This window comes from Mycobacterium sp. (assembly GCF_046330795.1).
In the GTDB taxonomy this organism is placed as follows: domain Bacteria; phylum Actinomycetota; class Actinomycetes; order Mycobacteriales; family Mycobacteriaceae; genus Mycobacterium.
The window spans coordinates 372003-387974 of record NZ_JAXLSA010000002.1; the positions used below are offsets into that span (position 1 = coordinate 372003).

15 protein-coding genes are annotated in these 15972 nt (G+C 67.9%); 13 read left to right on the plus strand and 2 right to left on the minus strand.

The features are described 5' to 3' along the window. Position 1 precedes the first annotated feature (1 nt). The 11 genes from U0R18_RS08990 to U0R18_RS09040 all read left to right on the plus strand — a co-directional run bounded on the left by U0R18_RS08990 (position 2) and on the right by U0R18_RS09040 (position 12258). On the plus strand, positions 2-1348 hold the full coding sequence (locus tag U0R18_RS08990) for an MCE family protein (protein WP_526368265.1): 1347 nt from the start codon (positions 2-4) through the stop codon (positions 1346-1348). Then, the gene (locus U0R18_RS08995) at positions 1342-2484 is read left to right on the plus strand and encodes an MCE family protein (protein WP_526368266.1); all 1143 of its coding nucleotides are present in this window, start codon (positions 1342-1344) and stop codon (positions 2482-2484) included. Before U0R18_RS08990 ends, U0R18_RS08995 begins: the two co-directional genes overlap by 7 nt. A gap of 8 nt (positions 2485-2492) precedes the next feature. Then, positions 2493-3956, plus strand: coding sequence for an MCE family protein (locus tag U0R18_RS09000; protein ID WP_526368267.1), 1464 nt, complete (start codon positions 2493-2495; stop codon positions 3954-3956). Further along, positions 3920-4606 (plus strand): Rv1363c family protein, encoded by a 687-nt coding sequence (locus U0R18_RS09005; RefSeq protein WP_526367846.1) that lies wholly within the window; start codon positions 3920-3922, stop codon positions 4604-4606. The genes U0R18_RS09000 and U0R18_RS09005 overlap by 37 nt, the downstream gene beginning before the upstream one ends. After that, positions 4603-5304, plus strand: a complete 702-nt coding sequence (locus U0R18_RS09010; protein WP_526367847.1) for an Rv1363c family protein — start codon at positions 4603-4605, stop codon at positions 5302-5304. The genes U0R18_RS09005 and U0R18_RS09010 overlap by 4 nt, the downstream gene beginning before the upstream one ends. Before the next feature lie 127 nt (positions 5305-5431). After that, positions 5432-6646 carry a WS/DGAT/MGAT family O-acyltransferase gene (locus tag U0R18_RS09015; protein WP_526368268.1) on the plus strand — a complete coding sequence of 405 codons (1215 nt, stop codon included), beginning with the start codon at positions 5432-5434 and terminating at the stop codon, positions 6644-6646. Between the two features lie 38 nt (positions 6647-6684). Then, positions 6685-7209 (plus strand): DoxX family protein, encoded by a 525-nt coding sequence (locus tag U0R18_RS09020; protein ID WP_526367848.1) that lies wholly within the window; start codon positions 6685-6687, stop codon positions 7207-7209. Positions 7210-7246: 37 nt separating this feature from the next. Continuing rightward, positions 7247-8983: a DUF3556 domain-containing protein gene (locus U0R18_RS09025; protein WP_526367849.1), complete on the plus strand. Its 1737-nt coding sequence runs from the start codon at positions 7247-7249 to the stop codon at positions 8981-8983. 176 nt (positions 8984-9159) lie between these two features. Beyond that, on the plus strand, positions 9160-10305 hold the full coding sequence (locus U0R18_RS09030; RefSeq protein ID WP_526367850.1) for a thiolase family protein: 1146 nt from the start codon (positions 9160-9162) through the stop codon (positions 10303-10305). Next, positions 10302-11102 (plus strand): enoyl-CoA hydratase/isomerase family protein, encoded by an 801-nt coding sequence (locus U0R18_RS09035; protein ID WP_526367851.1) that lies wholly within the window; start codon positions 10302-10304, stop codon positions 11100-11102. The genes U0R18_RS09030 and U0R18_RS09035 overlap by 4 nt, the downstream gene beginning before the upstream one ends. A gap of 13 nt (positions 11103-11115) precedes the next feature. After that, positions 11116-12258: an acyl-CoA dehydrogenase family protein gene (locus tag U0R18_RS09040; RefSeq protein WP_526367852.1), complete on the plus strand. Its 1143-nt coding sequence runs from the start codon at positions 11116-11118 to the stop codon at positions 12256-12258. Positions 12259-12336: 78 nt separating this feature from the next. Here U0R18_RS09040 and U0R18_RS09045 read toward each other — a convergent pair whose 3' ends face one another. Next, entirely contained in the window at positions 12337-13113 is a 777-nt protein-coding gene (locus U0R18_RS09045) for a fasciclin domain-containing protein (RefSeq protein WP_526367853.1), read from the minus strand. Between the two features lie 280 nt (positions 13114-13393). Here U0R18_RS09045 and U0R18_RS09050 point away from each other — a divergent pair, with 280 nt between their 5' ends. Then, positions 13394-13909, plus strand: coding sequence for a gamma carbonic anhydrase family protein (locus U0R18_RS09050; protein ID WP_526367854.1), 516 nt, complete (start codon positions 13394-13396; stop codon positions 13907-13909). 5 nt (positions 13910-13914) lie between these two features. Further along, positions 13915-14583, plus strand: coding sequence for a CPBP family intramembrane glutamic endopeptidase (locus tag U0R18_RS09055; protein ID WP_526367855.1), 669 nt, complete (start codon positions 13915-13917; stop codon positions 14581-14583). Positions 14584-14629: 46 nt separating this feature from the next. On the opposite strand, the gene tet(V) is transcribed toward U0R18_RS09055, so the two are convergent. Continuing rightward, positions 14630-15916 (minus strand): tetracycline efflux MFS transporter Tet(V), encoded by a 1287-nt coding sequence (gene tet(V) / locus U0R18_RS09060; protein ID WP_526367856.1) that lies wholly within the window; start codon positions 15914-15916, stop codon positions 14630-14632. Between the last annotated feature and the right edge of the window lie 56 nt (positions 15917-15972).

Consider the following 15972-nt stretch of genomic DNA (forward strand, 5'->3'; position numbering starts at 1 on the left):
CCTGTCCCGCAATTCGAAGATCGGCATCGCCGCCGTTCTGGTGCTGACGTTGCTGGCCGGCGTCGCGGTGCTGCTGCGCAGCGGGGGTCCGGCCAACCGGGTCAACGTCACCGCCTACTTCGACAACAGCAACATGGTGTTCGTCGGGGACGACGTGCGCATCCTGGGTGTGCCTGTCGGCCGGATCGAGAAGATCGAGCCGGAGGCCAAGCGCGCCAAGATCACCTTCTGGTACGACGGCAAGTACAAGGTGCCCGCCGACGTCAAGGCCGCGATCCTGTCGCCGGCGCTGGTGACGGGCCGCTCCATCCAGCTGACCCCGGTGTACTCCGGTGGCGCGGCCCTGCAGGACGGCGCGGTGATCCCGCAGGAACGCACCGTCGTCCCGATGGAGTGGAACGACATCCGCACGCAGCTCGAGCGGATCGCCGACAATCTGCAGCCCACCGAACCCGGTGGCGTCAGCACGTTGGGCTCGGCGATCAACTCCGCCGCCGACAACCTGCGCGGCCAGGGCGCCAACATCCGCGACACCCTGATCAAGGTGTCCCAGGCGTTCTCGGCGCTCGGCGACCACAGCACCGACATCTTCAGCACCGTGAAGAATCTGTCGATCCTGGTCTCCGCGCTGCAGGACAGCACCACGGTGATGCGTCAGCTGAACCAGAACCTGGCCAACGTCACGGGTCTGCTGGCCGACGATCCCGGCGAGGTGGCCGCGGCCGTCAGCGATCTCAACAACGCCGTCGGCGATGTGCAGTCGTTCGTCTCGGAGAACCGCGAGGCGCTGGGCACCACCTCGGACAAACTGGCCGGCGTCACGACAGCGCTCAACGACAGTCTCGACGACATCAAGCAATTGCTGCACGTCGCGCCGAACACGCTGCAGAACTACGTGAACATCTACCAGCCGGCCCAGGGCGCGGCCACCAGCGCGCTGGCGATCGCCAACTTCCAGAATCCGGTGTCGTTCATCTGCGGCGCCATCCAGGCGGCCTCCCGGCTCGGGGCCGAACAGTCGGCCAAGCTGTGCACCCAGTACCTCGCCCCGATCGTCAAGAACCGGCAGTACAACTTCCTGCCGATCGGGCAGAACATGGCGGTCGGCGCGCAGGCGCGACCGAACGAGGTCACCTACAGCGAGGACTGGCTGCGGCCCGATTACATCCCGCCGGCCGGCGCCAACCCGCTGGCCGCACCGGTCATGCCACCCGATCCGGCCCAGGCGCCGGCTCCCGCGCCCGCCGAAGTCGCACCGCCGGGGCCGCCCTCGCCGATGGCCGCCGAAGCGACGAACCCGCAAGAGGGCTTGCAGGGCATGATGGTTCCGGCCGGAGGCGGATCATGAACAACCGCTGGACCAGGATCCTCACCGGTGGGCTGATCGCCGCGGCGGTCACCGCGCTGCCGGCCTGCTCGGAGTGGCAGGGCCTGAACACCCTCGACCTGCCGGGTACCGAGGGCAAGGGGCCGGGCGCGTACACCATCCAGGCGCAGATGCCCGACGTCGACAACCTGGAACGCAACTCGCGGGTCCGGGTGGGTGACGTCAACGTCGGCAACGTCGTCAAGATCGAACGCCAGGGCTGGAACGCCCTGGTGACGATGCGCCTCAACGGCGATGTGCAATTGCCCGAGAACGCCACCGCGCGCGTCGGGCAGACCAGCCTGCTGGGCTCGCTGCACATCGAGCTGGCCCCGCCGGTGGGCACCGCGCCCGAAGGCCGCCTGCACGAGGGCTCGCTGATCCCGCTGTCGTCGGGCAGCAGCTACCCGACCACCGAGCAGACGCTGGCCGCTGTCTCGTTGCTGCTCAACGGCGGCGGCGTCGGCCAGATCCAGGACATCACGAAGACGTTCGCGACGGCGTTCGACGGTCGCGAGCAGGATCTGCGGGATGTGATCCAGCAGCTGGACACCTTCATCAGCTACAACAACGACCAGAAACAGGACATCATCTCGGCCACCGAGAGCCTGAACAGTCTGGTCGGTCAGTTCGCGGCCCAGAAGCCGGTGGTCGACAAGGCGCTCCAGACCATTCCGGACGCGCTGACCGTGCTCAAGGACCAGCGCAACCAGCTGGCCGACGCGCTCGCCCAGCTCGGCAAGTTCAGCGCGATCGCCGCCGACTCGGCGAATCAGACGAAAGAGGCTCTGGTCCAAGAGTTTCGGGATCTTGGTCCGGTGCTGAAGTCGCTGGCCGACGCCGGCACGGACATGACCCGCGCGCTGAGTCTGTTCCTGACGTTCCCGTGGCCCAAGGAGACGCTCGACAACTGGATGCGTGGGGATTACGGCAACCTGAGCCTGATCTTCGATCTGACCCTGAGCCGTATCGACAGCGGCCTGTTCACCGGCACCCGGTGGGAAGGTGACCTGACGGAGCTGGAGATGCAGTGGGGCCGCACCATCGGCCAGCTGCCCAGCCCGTACACGCACACCAACCCGCTGGTCGTGCCGTACCACTGGGATCAGGGGCGCTGATGAGGCATCTGCATCTGAAACGCAAGACCATCATCCAGATGGCCGTCCTCTCCGTGGTCGCCATCGTCGCCGGTGCGGTGATGGTGTTCAGCTTCATCGGATTGCCCGGCATGCTGTTCGGCATCGGGCAGTACAAGGTCACCCTGAAACTGAACGAGGCCGGCGGTCTCTATCCGCGGGCCAACGTCACCTGGCGCGGAACCGAGGTAGGTCGGGTCAAGAGCGTGAATCTGACCGACCACGGCGTCGAGGCGGACCTCGCGATGAGTTCCAAGTTCAAGATCCCCGCCGACCTGGACGCGGCCGTGCTCTCCGTCTCGGCCGTCGGCGAGCAGTACGTCGCGCTCTCGCCGCGCACCGACAACGGTCCGTACCTGTCCGACGGCGACGTGATCCCGGCCGATCGGACGTACATCCCGCCGGATGTGAACTCGGTCCTGGAAGCGACCAACCGTGGGCTGCAATCGATTCCGCACGACAACCTCAAGACGGTCATCGACGAGTCCTACACCGCGTTCGGTGGGTTGGGCCCGGAGATCTCCCGTTTCGTCAAGGGCTCGACCGCGCTGGCGACTGATGCCCGCAAGAACCTCGACCAGCTGACGGGCCTGGTCGACCAGTCCAAACCGGTGCTCGATTCGCAGGCCGACACCTCCGGGGCGATCCAGCAGTGGGCGGCACACCTGGACAGCATTACCGGCCAGTTGCAGCAGCAGGATCAGGCCGTCGCCGGCGTGATCAACAAGGGCGCCCCAGCCGCCGATGAGGTCCGCGCACTGTTCGACCGCCTGCAACCCACCCTGCCGATCGTGCTGGCGAACCTGGTGAGCCTCGGCGAGGTCGCGATCACCTACCAGCCCAACCTCGAGCAGTTGCTGGTGCTGCTGCCGCAGGGTGCGGCGGTCACGTCGGCGATCGGTGTGGCGAACCGCCATACCCGTCAGGACTACCGCGGCGCATACCTGAGCTTCAACCTGAACCTGAACCTGCCGCCACCATGTGTCACCGGCTTCCTGCCCGCGCAGCAGAAGCGGGTGCCCTCCGACGTCGATGCTCCCGAACGGGCAGCGGGCGACCTCTACTGCCGCATTCCGCAGGACTCGACGTTCAACGTTCGCGGCGCCCGCAACATCCCGTGTGAGACCGTGCCCGGCAAACGGGCCGCGACGGTCAAGCTGTGCGAGAGCAACGAGTTCTATCAGCCGCTGAACGACGGTTACAACTGGAAGGGCGACCCCAACGCAACGCTGTCGGGGCAGGGCATCCCAGATCTCGGTCCGGGCACGCGACCTGCACCGGAGCAGGGTCAGGCCGCTCCGCCACCCACGGCGATCGCCGCCGCTGAATACGATCCCAGGACCGGCACGTACGTTGGACCGGACGGCCAGGTGTACACCCAGGCCAATCTGGCGACGCGTGCGCAAGGAGAGCAAACATGGCAGACGATGCTGCTGCCCCCGAAGATGAACTGATCGAGGCTTCGGACCAGAAGGACGACACCGCGTCCGACGACGCCACGGCCGAGAAGTCCACCGACGAGGCAACGGAATCGCCCGAACCGGACACCGACAGCGACGCCGCCGAGGAGGACACCGCGGAGGACTTCGATGCGGCCGCCGCTTCCGAGCCCCGGCAGCCCGTTTCGCGGGTCAAGCTGGCCACCATCTTCGGCCTGGTCGTCGTGCTCGCCCTGGGCGGGCTGGTGGGCTGGGTCGGCTGGCGGGCCTATCAGTCGCACGAGACCGCCGAGCAGCGGGCGCTGTTCCTGCAGGTCGGGAAGCAGGCGGCACTCAACCTGACCACCATCGACTTCGAGCACGCGGACGCCGACGTCAAGCGGATCCTGGACTCGGCCACCGACGCCTTCTACGACGACTTCTCCCGGCGCTCGCAGCCGTTCATCGATGTGGTCAAGCAGGCGAAGTCGAAGTCGACCGGTGAGATCGCCGCGGCGGGGCTCGAGTCCGACGACAAGGACGGCGCCCAGGTGCTCGTCGCGGTCACGGTCAAGACGTCCAACGCCGGCGCTCCCGAGCAGGCGCCCCGCGCGTGGCGGATGCGCATCTCGGTCCGCAAGATCGGTGACGAGGCCAAGGTGTCGAACGTGGAGTTCGTCCCGTGAGCGCCAAGAAGCCGTCCACCGACGAAACGGTCGAGGAGAAAGCCGCAGTGACCACCGAGATCACCGAGTCCGACGCCGACGTGGCCGATGTCGCCGAGTCCGATGTCGACGACGACGCCGATGCGCTGGCCCTGACCGGCGAGGCTGGCGACGAAAAGGACGGCGACGAGGCCGACGGCGAATCGGAACCGCCGGTGGCCGCATCGAAGGCCGGTGTCGACTGGACCCGGGTGTTCGCCTTCGCCGTTCTGCCGGCGCTGGCGCTGCTGCTGGCCGGCGCGGCCGCGTTCCTGAAGTGGCAGGACGCCAAGGTCCGGGAATCCGAGGTGGCGCGGGCGGAATCCGTTCAGGTCGCGAAGGATTCGACCATCCGGTTGCTGTCCTACAAGCCCGACACCGTCGAACAGGAGCTGACGTCGGCGCGCGATCTGCTGACCGGCAACTTCCGTGACTCCTACACCCAGCTGACCAACGACGTCGTGATCCCCGGCGCCAAGGAGAAGAAGATCGCGGCGCTGGCGAATGTGCCTGCCGTGGCGTCGATCTCGGCCACCCCGAGCGAGGCGGTGGCACTGGTCTTCGTCAACCAGACCGTGACCGTCGGCAACGACGCGCCGACATCGACGAACTCCAGCGTCAAGGTCACGTTGGACAAGGTGGGTGACCGGTGGCTGATCTCGGAGTTCGACCCGGTCTGACCTTTCGCCGAAACGCACGTTCGGGCGCCGACGTTCGAGTAGGTCACACCATTTCGTCGATCTCGACTGCGCCGTCGGAGGACGTTCGGTGACAACGCTGGCCGCCGTCGACGCACAGACCTTCTGGATGTCGGCCAAGGTGCCCAACGACCAGTTCCTGCTGTACGCCTTCGAGGGCGACCCGGGTGACCTGGACGCCACGTTGGCGGCGCTGTGCCGGCGCGCCGCCGGGTGTCCGGATTTGCGGATGCGCATCGCCGACGACTGCCGGACCCGTTATCCGCGCTGGGCGCCGCGGGCCGTCGCCGGGGATCAGTTCGTCCGGCATCCGGCCGGCGCCGACTGGGCCGGCTGCCTGGACGCGGTCGCCGGCCTCGCGGGCGATCAGCTGGATCCGGTGTTCGCGGCGTGGCGGCTGCACGTGTTCCCGCAGGTGTCCGGGGTGCCGGGGACGGACACGGCGATTGTCGCGGTGTTGCAGATCGCGCACGCCCTGGCCGACGGCACCCGCACCGCCGAACTGGCCGGGTGGCTGTTCGGCCGTGACGTGCCGGTGCCGCGGATCGCACCGGTCCGGCGCGGTAACCCGTTGAAGCGCGGGCTGGCCGCTGCTCGCGCCCACCGCCAACTGCTGGCCGATATCGAGGCGGGCCGGGTGCCGGCGCCCCCACCACCGCGGCCGTTATTGCCGACGAACACGTCGCCGGCGGGCCGGGCCCGGGTTCGCGCCCTGGTGCGGGACCGGCCTGCCCTGACCGCGAACCTGCCGGGAGCGACGGTGACGGTGGCGGCGCTGGCGGCGATCGGGGAGGCACTGGCGGCTCAGCTCGGCGGTCTCGACGTGGACCGGCTGGGTGCCGAGGTCCCCATGCGAAACAGCGGAATCCCACACGCGCACAACCACTTTCACAATGTAGGTATCGGCCTGTACCCGCAGGCCGGCCGGATCGAACGGGCAGCCCTGATCGCGACGGACCTGCGGGATGCGCGAACCCGTGATGCGCATCCGGTTTACGCGACGGAGCGCGCCGCGCTCGCGGCGACGCCGGCGGCGCTGCTGCGCTGGGGCACCGGACGCTTCGACCTTGGTGCCCGACCCTCGGCGGTCACCGGCAACACCGTCGTCTCGAGCATCAACCGCGGGGCGGCCGATCTGCGGTTCGGCGCGGCGCCGGTGCTGCTGACGGCGGGCTTCCCGGCGCTGTCGCCGATGATGGGTCTGACCCACGGGGTGCACGGCATCGGCGACACCGTGGTGGTCAGCGTCCATGCCGCGGATTGGCCACGCGGGGTCTTCAATCTCGACGAATACGTGGACCGATTGGACGCTGCGCTGGGGTGATTGCCCCGGCGGCTTAACAGATGGCCTAAGTTCTGTATATGACTGCTGTTGATTTCGGCCTGCTGCTGCTGCGGGTCGTCCTGGGGTTGACGATGGCCGCGCACGGCTACAACAAGTTCTTCGGCGGGGGCCGCATCAAGGGCACCGCCGGCTGGTTCGAGAGCATCGGGATGAAGCCGGGCACCCTCCATGCCAGGGTGGCGGCCAGCACCGAGATGGCCGCGGGTATCGGGCTGGCGGTCGGGCTCCTGACGCCGGTCACCGCCGCCGGATTCGTGGCCCTGATGCTGGTGGCCGCGTGGACCGTGCATCGCAAGAACGGCTTCTTCATCGTCAAGGAGGGCTGGGAGTACAACCTGATCCTCGCGGTGGCGGCGGTGGCGATCGCCGCGCTCGGCGCCGGGAAGTACAGCCTGGACTACGCCCTGTTCCGCAACAACAGCGACATCTACCCGCTGCTGCACGGCTGGTGTGGCTTCGTGATCGCCGTGGGCCTGGGCCTGGCCGGCGGCATCGGCCAGCTGGCGATCTTCTACCGCCCGCCGGCCAAACAGGCGGGCTGACCCCCGGGCGACTAGAACACGTTCTAGTCTTGGAGCCATGGGTTTTCTGAAGCCGGAACTGCCCGTCGTCGACTTCGAGCGGTGGAGCCGCGGCACCTGGGAACAGAAGCTGCGGCCGATGGCCCGGCACTGGGCCGAGGTCGGTTTCGGCACCCCCGTGGTGCTGCACCTGTTCTACGTCCTCAAGATCCTGCTCTACATCCTGGGCGCCTGGCTGGTGGTGCTGACCACCCGCGGGATCGACGGCTTCACGGCGGTGGCGCAGTGGGGCGCCGAGCCGATCGTCTTCCAGAAGGTCGTGCTCTACACCATGCTGTTCGAGGTCATCGGCCTGGGCTGCGGCTTCGGTCCGCTCAACAACCGCTACCTGCCACCCATGGGATCCATCCTGTACTGGTTGCGGCCCAACACCATTCGGCTGCCACCGTGGCCCACCCGGGTGCCCTTCACCCGCGGTGACAACCGCGAGCCCGTCGACGTCCTGCTCTACGCGGCACTGCTGGTGCTACTCGTCGTCGCGTTGTTCTCCGACGGCACGGGCCCGCGGCCCGCGCTGGGCACCCAGGTCGGAGTGCTGCCGATGTGTTGGATCTGGGCCATCCTCGGTGTGCTCGCGCTGGCCGGTCTGCGCGACAAGGTGATCTTCCTGGCCGCCCGCGGCGAGGTGTACGCCTCGTTCACCGTCGCATTCCTGTTCGCCGGCTTCGGCGTCGACACGATCATCGCCGCCAAGCTGGTGTGCCTGGCGATCTGGGTGGGTGCGGCCACCTCGAAGCTCAACAAGCACTTCCCGTTCGTCATCTCCACGATGATGTCCAACAGCCCGGTGGTGCGGCCGCGCGCACTGAAACGGCTCTTCTTCGAACGCTTCCCGGACGATCTGCGCCCTGGCCGGCTGGCCCGGATCGTGGCGCACTTCTCCACTGCGATCGAGATGCTGATTCCGCTGGCGTTGTTCTTCTTCCATGGCGGGTGGCCCACGGCGATCGCGGCGATCGTGATGGTGGTGTTCCATCTGGGCATCCTGACGGCGATCCCGATGGGCGTGCCGCTGGAGTGGAACGTGTTCATGATCTTCAGCGTGCTGGCGCTGTTCGTCGGGCACGCCGCGGTTGGCATCACCGACCTGAGCACGCCCTGGCCCGTCGTCCTGTTCGCGGTGCTGGTGTGCAGCGTGACCTTGGGAAACCTGTTCCCGCGCAAGGTTTCCTTCCTGCCCGGCATGCGGTACTACGCGGGGAACTGGGATTCGTCGCTGTGGTGCATCAAGCCGTCGGCGAGCGAGAAGATCGCCAAGAACCTGGTGGCAATCGCCAGCATGCCGCAGGCGCAGTTGGAGAAGGTCTACGGCAGCCCGGAAGCGGCGCAGGTGCTGCAATATCTTGGGTATTCGTTCCGCTGTTTCAACACCCACGGCCGGATGATGTACACCCTGGCCCACCGGGCGATGGCCGGTGAGCCCGAATCCGGGTACGTGATGACCGACGGTGAGCGGATCTGCTCGACGGCCATCGGCTGGAACTTCGGCGACGGGCACATGCACAACGAGCAGTTGATCGCGGCCATGCAGCGGCGGTGTCACTTCGAGCCGGGCGAGGTCAGGGTGGTGTTGATCGACGCGCAGCCGATCCACATCCAGGCTCAGCGCTACCGGTTGGTGGATGCCGCGACCGGCGAGTTCGAGTCCGGCTACATCCGGGTGTCCGACGCGGTGACCCGCCAGCCGTGGGACGACAACCTGCCGGTGCATGTCACGGGCGGAGCACGTCAGTAGGTCAGGCCGGTGATGCCACCGTGCTGACCGCTGGTCCGGCTGACCCATGTGTCGAATCATCAGATTCCGGGTTGGAGCGGCGTTGGATGCGTGCCTCGGGTTGGAACCCCAGTTTCCCTGCGGGGCGCGGTGGTGCTATGAACGATCTACCAACCAACTAGTTGAGAGGAAGTTCCATGGCTGAAGCCGTGATCGTCGAGGCGGTGCGCTCGCCCGTCGGTAAGCGCAATGGCGGCCTGTCCGGGGTGCATCCGGCAGAGCTGTCCGCGCAGGTGCTCAACGCACTGGTGGAACGTGCCGGGGTCGACCCGGCCCTGGTCGATGATGTGATCTGGGGCTGTGTGATGCAGGCCGGCGAGCAGGCTCTCGATATCGGCCGCACCGCCCTGCTGACCGCCGGTTGGCCCGAATCGGTTCCGGGTGTGACCGTCGACCGGCAGTGCGGTTCGAGCCAGCAGTCGGTGCACTTCGCCGCGGCCGGTGTGGTGGCCGGCCACTACGACGTCGTCGTCGCCGGCGGCGTCGAATCGATGTCGCGCACCCCGATGGGCGCCTCACTGGCCAACGGCGGCAACCCGTACTCGGCCGGCTTCAAGGCGCGCTACGACCGCACCCCCAACCAGGGCGTCGGCGCCGAGATGATCGCCGAGCAGTGGGGGCTCTCCCGCGAGGACGTTGACCAGTTCTCCCTGGGCTCGCACGAGAAGGCCGCCGCCGCACAGGATTCCGGTGCCTTCGACGACCAGATCGCCGCGATCAAGGATCAGGATGGCAACGCCGTTCTGAAGGACGAGGGAATCCGCCGGGGCGGCACCCTGGAGTCGATGGCCAAGATCAAGACGGCGTTCAAGGACGACGGTGTGATCACGGCCGGCAACTCGTCGCAGATCTCGGACGGTTCGGCCGCGCTGCTGTTCATGTCGGCGGAGAAGGCAGCAGAGCTCGGGCTCAAACCCCTTGCCCGCGTGCACACCGCGGTGCTGGCCGGTGCGGATCCCGTCATCATGTTGACCGCACCGATCCCGGCCACCCAGAAGGCGCTGAAGCGTTCGGGTCTGCGCCTGGACCAGATCGGCGTGTTCGAGGTCAACGAGGCATTCGCCCCGGTTCCGCTGGCGTGGCTGAAGGACATCGGCGCCGACGAGAAGAAGCTCAACCCCAATGGCGGCGCGATCGCACTGGGTCACCCGCTGGGCGGTTCGGGTGCCCGCATCATGACCACGATGCTGCATCACATGCGCGACAAGGGAATTCAGTACGGTCTGCAGACGATGTGCGAGGGCGGCGGCCAGGCCAACGCCACCATCCTCGAGCTGCTGTGACCGATCAGCACACGGACGCCCCCGCCGCTCTGACCGAGCGGCGGGGCAACGTCATGATCATCACGATCAACCGGCCCGATGCGCGCAATGCGGTCAACGCCGCGGTGTCCACGGCGGTGGGTGATGCCCTGCAGGCCGCCCAGGACGATCCCGAGGTCCGGGCGGTGGTCATCACCGGTGCGGGCGAGAGCTTCTGCGCCGGTGCCGATCTCAAGGCGATCTCGCGGCGCGAGAGCATCTTTCACCCCGACCGCGGGGAGTGGGGGTTCGCCGGCTACGTGCAGCACTACATCGACAAGCCGACCATCGCGGCCGTCAACGGCAACGCGTTGGGCGGTGGCACGGAGCTGGCGCTGGCCAGCGATCTGGTGATCGCCGAGGAACGGTCGAAATTCGGTCTGCCCGAAGTGAAGCGCGGTCTGATCGCCGCGGCCGGCGGGGTGTTCCGGATCGTCGATCAGCTGCCGCGCAAGGTCGCGATGGAGCTGCTGTTCACCGGTGAGCCGATCACGGCGGCGCAGGCGCGCGAGTGGGGTCTGATCAACGAGGTGGTGCCCGACGGCACCGTCGTCGAGGCTGCGCTGGCGCTGGCCGAACGGATCACCTGCAACGCCCCGCTGGCCGTCTGGGCCAGCAAGCGGGTGGCCTACGGCGTCGACGACAGCGTGATCGCCGGCGACGAGGCCGGCTGGCAGCGCACCATGCGCGAAATCGGCGCGGTCCTGCGATCCGAGGATGCCAAAGAAGGGCCGCGGGCATTTGCCGAGAAGCGCGCGCCCGTATGGAAAGCCAAGTAGGAGAGGACAACACATGAAGCGCACCATTTACGACGAAGAGCACGAAGCGTTCCGCGACACCGTTCGCGGCTACATCGAGACCGAGCTGGTTCCGCATGCCGAGAAGTGGGAGGCCGAGCGCCTGGTCGACCGGTCCGCCTACGTGGCGGCGGGCAAGCACGGACTGATCGGGTTCAACATGCCCGAGGAGTACGGCGGCGGCGGTTCCGACGATTTCCGGTTCAACGCCATCATCGACGAGGAGATCGCCAAGGCTGGTGTCGCGGCACCCGCACTGAGCCTGCACAACGATGTGGTTGGGCCGTACTTCAAGGATCTGGCCAACGATGAGCAGAAGCAGCGCTGGCTGCCCGGCATCGCCAGCGGTGAGCTGATCATCGCCATCGCCATGACCGAGCCCGGTGCGGGCAGCGATCTGGCGGGTATCCGGACCTCGGCGGTGCGCGACGGTGACGACTGGATCATCAACGGCTCCAAGACATTCATCTCGTCGGGCATCAATGCCGACCTGGTGGTGGTGGTGGCCCGGACCGATCCGGAGGCCGGCCACAAGGGCTTCACGCTGCTGGTGGTGGAACGCGGTATGGAGGGCTTCACCCGCGGTCGCAAGCTGGACAAGGTCGGTCTGCACGCGCAGGACACTTCGGAGCTGCACTTCGAGAACGTCCGGGTGCCGAATGCCAACCTGCTGGGCAAGGAGGGGCGCGGCTTCTACCACCTGATGCAGAACCTTCCGTCGGAGCGGCTCTCGATCGCCATCACCGCGATCGCCGGTGCGCGCGAAACCTGGCGGCAAACACTGCAATACGCCAAGGATCGCAAGGCGTTCGGCCAGCCGATCGGCAGCTTCCAGCACAACCGGTTCCTGCTCGCCGAGATGGACACCGAACTCGAGGTCACCGAGCAGTACATCGACCGATGCCTGCAGGGTGTGGTCGACGGTGAGCTGACCGCGGTCGAGGCGGCCAAGGCCAAGTGGTGGGCCACCGAGGTGGCCAAGAAGGTCGTCGACCAATGTGTTCAGCTGCACGGCGGATACGGCTTCATGCTCGAATACCGCGTGGCGCGTGACTATTGCGACGGACGCGTGCAGACGATCTTCGGTGGCACCACCGAGATCATGAAGGAGATCATCGGCCGCGATCTGGGGCTCTGACCCCGCCCTGAACGACGAAAGTCGGCTCCCGCCAAGGTTTTAGCCAGGCGAAGGGCCGACTTTCGTCGTATCGGAGACTCAGGCCGCAGGTGCCGGTGCCGGTGCCGGGGCCGCCGAGGTGGTGGTCGCGGTCGCGGAAGTGGTCGCCTCGGCCGACGTCGTCGCGGTCGCGGACGTGGGCGTCTCGCCGTTGGGCGAGAGCGCGTTGTCCGGGCTCAGCACGGTGTCGATCATGTAGATCTTGGCGTCCTTGGCCGCGATGCCGCCGCAGATCAGCTTGGCCGTCTGGTCGAACTTCAGGTCGCCACCCTTGCCGTCGATGGTGATCTGCTTGCCCTGCTGGGTGGTCAGGTTCCCGTGGATGTCGTCGGGACCGAGCAGGCCCAGGGCCATGTGGTAGTACAGCACGCTGGTCAGCTGGGCCGGATCGGCCTTCAGCGCCGCGAGTTCGGCCGGGTCGATCTTGGCGAAGGCGTCGTTGGTCGGCGCGAACACGTTGTACGGACCGTTGTCGAGGACGCTGACCAGGTTGACGGCCGGGTTCCACTGGCCGGAGAGTGCCGCGTAGAAGTCGCTGAGATCGGGGGTGGAGGCCAGCGCCTGCGACGCGGTCTGCTCACTCACGGTGGTGGGCGAACCGCCGGCGGCGGTCAGCGTCTTCTTGTAGGCGTCGCAGCCGGGGCCCTGCACGTCGGGAATCCGGGCCACCGGGGTGGACACCGAGGTGCTCGGGGTGGCCGGTGCGGGCGCCGGAGCCGGCGCCGGGTCGGCGAACGCGCTCACGGCGGTGGGGATGGACGTGGCAATCGCGGCGAACGCGACAGCGGCGCCCACGGTCTTCAGGCGGGTGTTCATGGGTCCCTTTCGAGGCTTTCGGGCCGTCGTCCGTCGTTGGAGCGGCCCCGGGTGCAGCGTGCGTGGTCGCTCGTCCACGTCTCGTTACGTCGCCATCCCGGTGTCGATCGTTACCGGCCGAGATCGCCGCACGTCGCTGAAAATCGTACGCAAGGCCCGCTTGCGTACCCAAAACGCGCTGGTAGGACGCCTGTGTGGCGGGCCGTCGCACGGCGCGCACGACGCCGAGACGACGACCGCAGCGTCTGTGGGGTAATCGGCCCGATCTACCATGGCGACCATGCCGGAGCCGCTGATCGTCGCCATCAAGGGCGAGAGCCCCGAAGTGCATCCCGAGGCGTGGGTCGCTCCCAACGCCGCCCTGATCGGCCGGGTCAGCCTGGCCGAGCGCGCCAGTGTCTGGTACTCGGCGACGTTGCGCGCCGAGTTCGAGCCCATCGAGATCGGCGCCGGGTCCAACATCCAGGACGGTGTCACCGTGCACGTCGACCCCGGCTTTCCCGCGCGGATCGGCGCGGGGGTGACCGTCGGGCACAACGCGGTCCTGCACGGCTGCACCATCGAGGACACCGTGCTGGTCGGCATGAGCGCCACCGTGCTCAATGGCGCGGTGATCGGCGCTGGGTCGCTGATCGCGGCGGGCGCGGTGGTCGCACAGGGCGCGGTGATCCCGCCCCGCTCCCTGGTGGCCGGTGTCCCGGGCAAGGTGCGCCGTGAGCTGAACGACCACGAGCTCGAGCACAACCGGCTCAACGCGCTGGCCTACGAGCACCTGGTCGACCTGCACCGCGCCTGACGACGATGACCTGGCTCCTCACCAATGTTGCCGAGCCGCAACGGGAATCGTCGTGGAGCACGCACCGACGCCGGTTGGTGGTGGTGGCCGTGCTGGTGGCCGGAGCGATCCTGCTGTCGGTCTCGCTGACCCGCCGGCCCGGCGAAACCAGCTTCTACTGGCTGACCCTGGCGCTCGCCGCGGTATGGGCCGGCGGCGCGGGGCTGTCCGGTCCGCTGCACCTGGGAACCGACCGCCGGGGCCGGCCGCCGGTGCTGATCGGCACGGCGGCCGGACTGCTCACCGGCGGACTGTTCGTCGTGGGTGCTCTGGTGGTCCGCCGGATCGACGCGCTGGCCGAACCCGTCGCCCGCGTGCTGGCCTTCGCGAATCAGGGCACGCTGCCGCTGGTTGTCGCCATCACGCTGGTCAACGGGGTGGCCGAGGAACTGTTCTTCCGCGGCGCGCTCTACACCGCGTTGGGCCGCACCCGTCCCGTGCTGATCTCGACGGTGCTCTACGTGATCGCGACGTCGGCGTCGGGCAATCCGATGCTGGGCTTCGCCGCGGTCATCCTGGGCACGGTGTGCGCGCTGGAACGACGGGCGACCGGCGGGGTGTTGGCACCCGTGCTCACCCACCTGGTGTGGGGCGCCATCATGGTGCTGGCGCTACCCCCGCTGTTCGGCCTGTGACGCCGGGCTCCGCGAGCACGAGGCTCGGCGGCAGATCAATCGCGAATCACCGGAGTGGGTGGGCGATTTCGTCGTGCGGCATCCGGGCGGCCAACAGTGCGATCACTGCCAGGACGATCGGTCCGAGGCCGGCGACGGTGAAGATGGTCTGCATCGAGACGACCTTCGACAGGGGGCCGGCGATCGCCATCGAGACCGGCATCAGTGCCAGCGACACGAAGAAGTCCAGGCTCGACACCCGGCCCAGCATCGCGGCCGGGACCCGGCGCTGCAGCAGCGTCCCCCAGATGACCATGCCGGCGCCGTCGGTCACCCCGATGACGAAGAGGGCCGTCGCCATCACCGGGAACGACCAGGTGGCGCCGACGAGCACCAGCGGCAGCGAGCCCAGACCCCACATCAGCATCATGACCGTCAGGTAGCGCCGCGGCAGCCGGCCCGACGACACCGCCAGTGCGCCCAGGGCACCGCCGATGCCGTATGCCGTCAGCGCGAAGCCGTACATCCGCGCGCCGTCGGCGAAGCGCTCCGCGGTGACGAACGGCAGCAGCACCTCGATCGGCCCGATGATCAACAGCACGGCGCCCGTGGCGAACAGGACGGTCGCCAGCAACCAGGGCGTGCCGACCACGAAACGCAGTCCGGCCCGCAGATCATCGAGCAGGTGCGGTCGCCCGGTGGGTTCGGTCACGGGCCGACCGGTGGCGGGCCGGGTGGCTACCAACAGCCCCAGCGCGAGAGCGAACAACACCGCGACGGCGCCTGCGCCCAACGTCGGGAAGGTGGCCCCGACGAGCACACCCGCGACCGCGGGTCCGGCGGCGCGCTGCAGCACCGGTCGTACCACGCCCTCGACTCCGTTGGCGGCCAGTAACTGTTCGGCCGGCAGGATCCGGGGCAGGTAGGCGCTGTAGGCGGGGAAGAAGAATGCCGCCGCGATGCCCAGCACGGCCGCCGCCACCGCCATGTGCCAGATCTGCAATCGGTCCGTCGCACCCAGCAGGGCCACCGACCCGACCGCGACGGTGTTCACGGCTTCTACGCCAATGATGATGGTGCGCTGCGGAATTCGATCCGCGGCGATCCCGCCGACGAGGACGAAAGCGACCAGGCCCACGCTGAGGCAGGCGGCCACCAGGGAGAGTGCCGACGGATCGTGGGTGAGTTGGATGACCTCGAGAGCCATCACGACCGTCCACATGCCTTCGGCGAAGATGACGATGGACAGCGCGGCGATCAGCAGGCGGTATTCGCGGAACCGGAACGGGGCGAGCACCCGCCAGCCGCCGGGCGCATGGGAATGCTCCGGTTGGTGGTCGGTCTGGGTGCTCACCGAACGATGGTGCCGGATGCGGAACATTGGCGTCCAACGGTTTTCCGCTCGCCGAA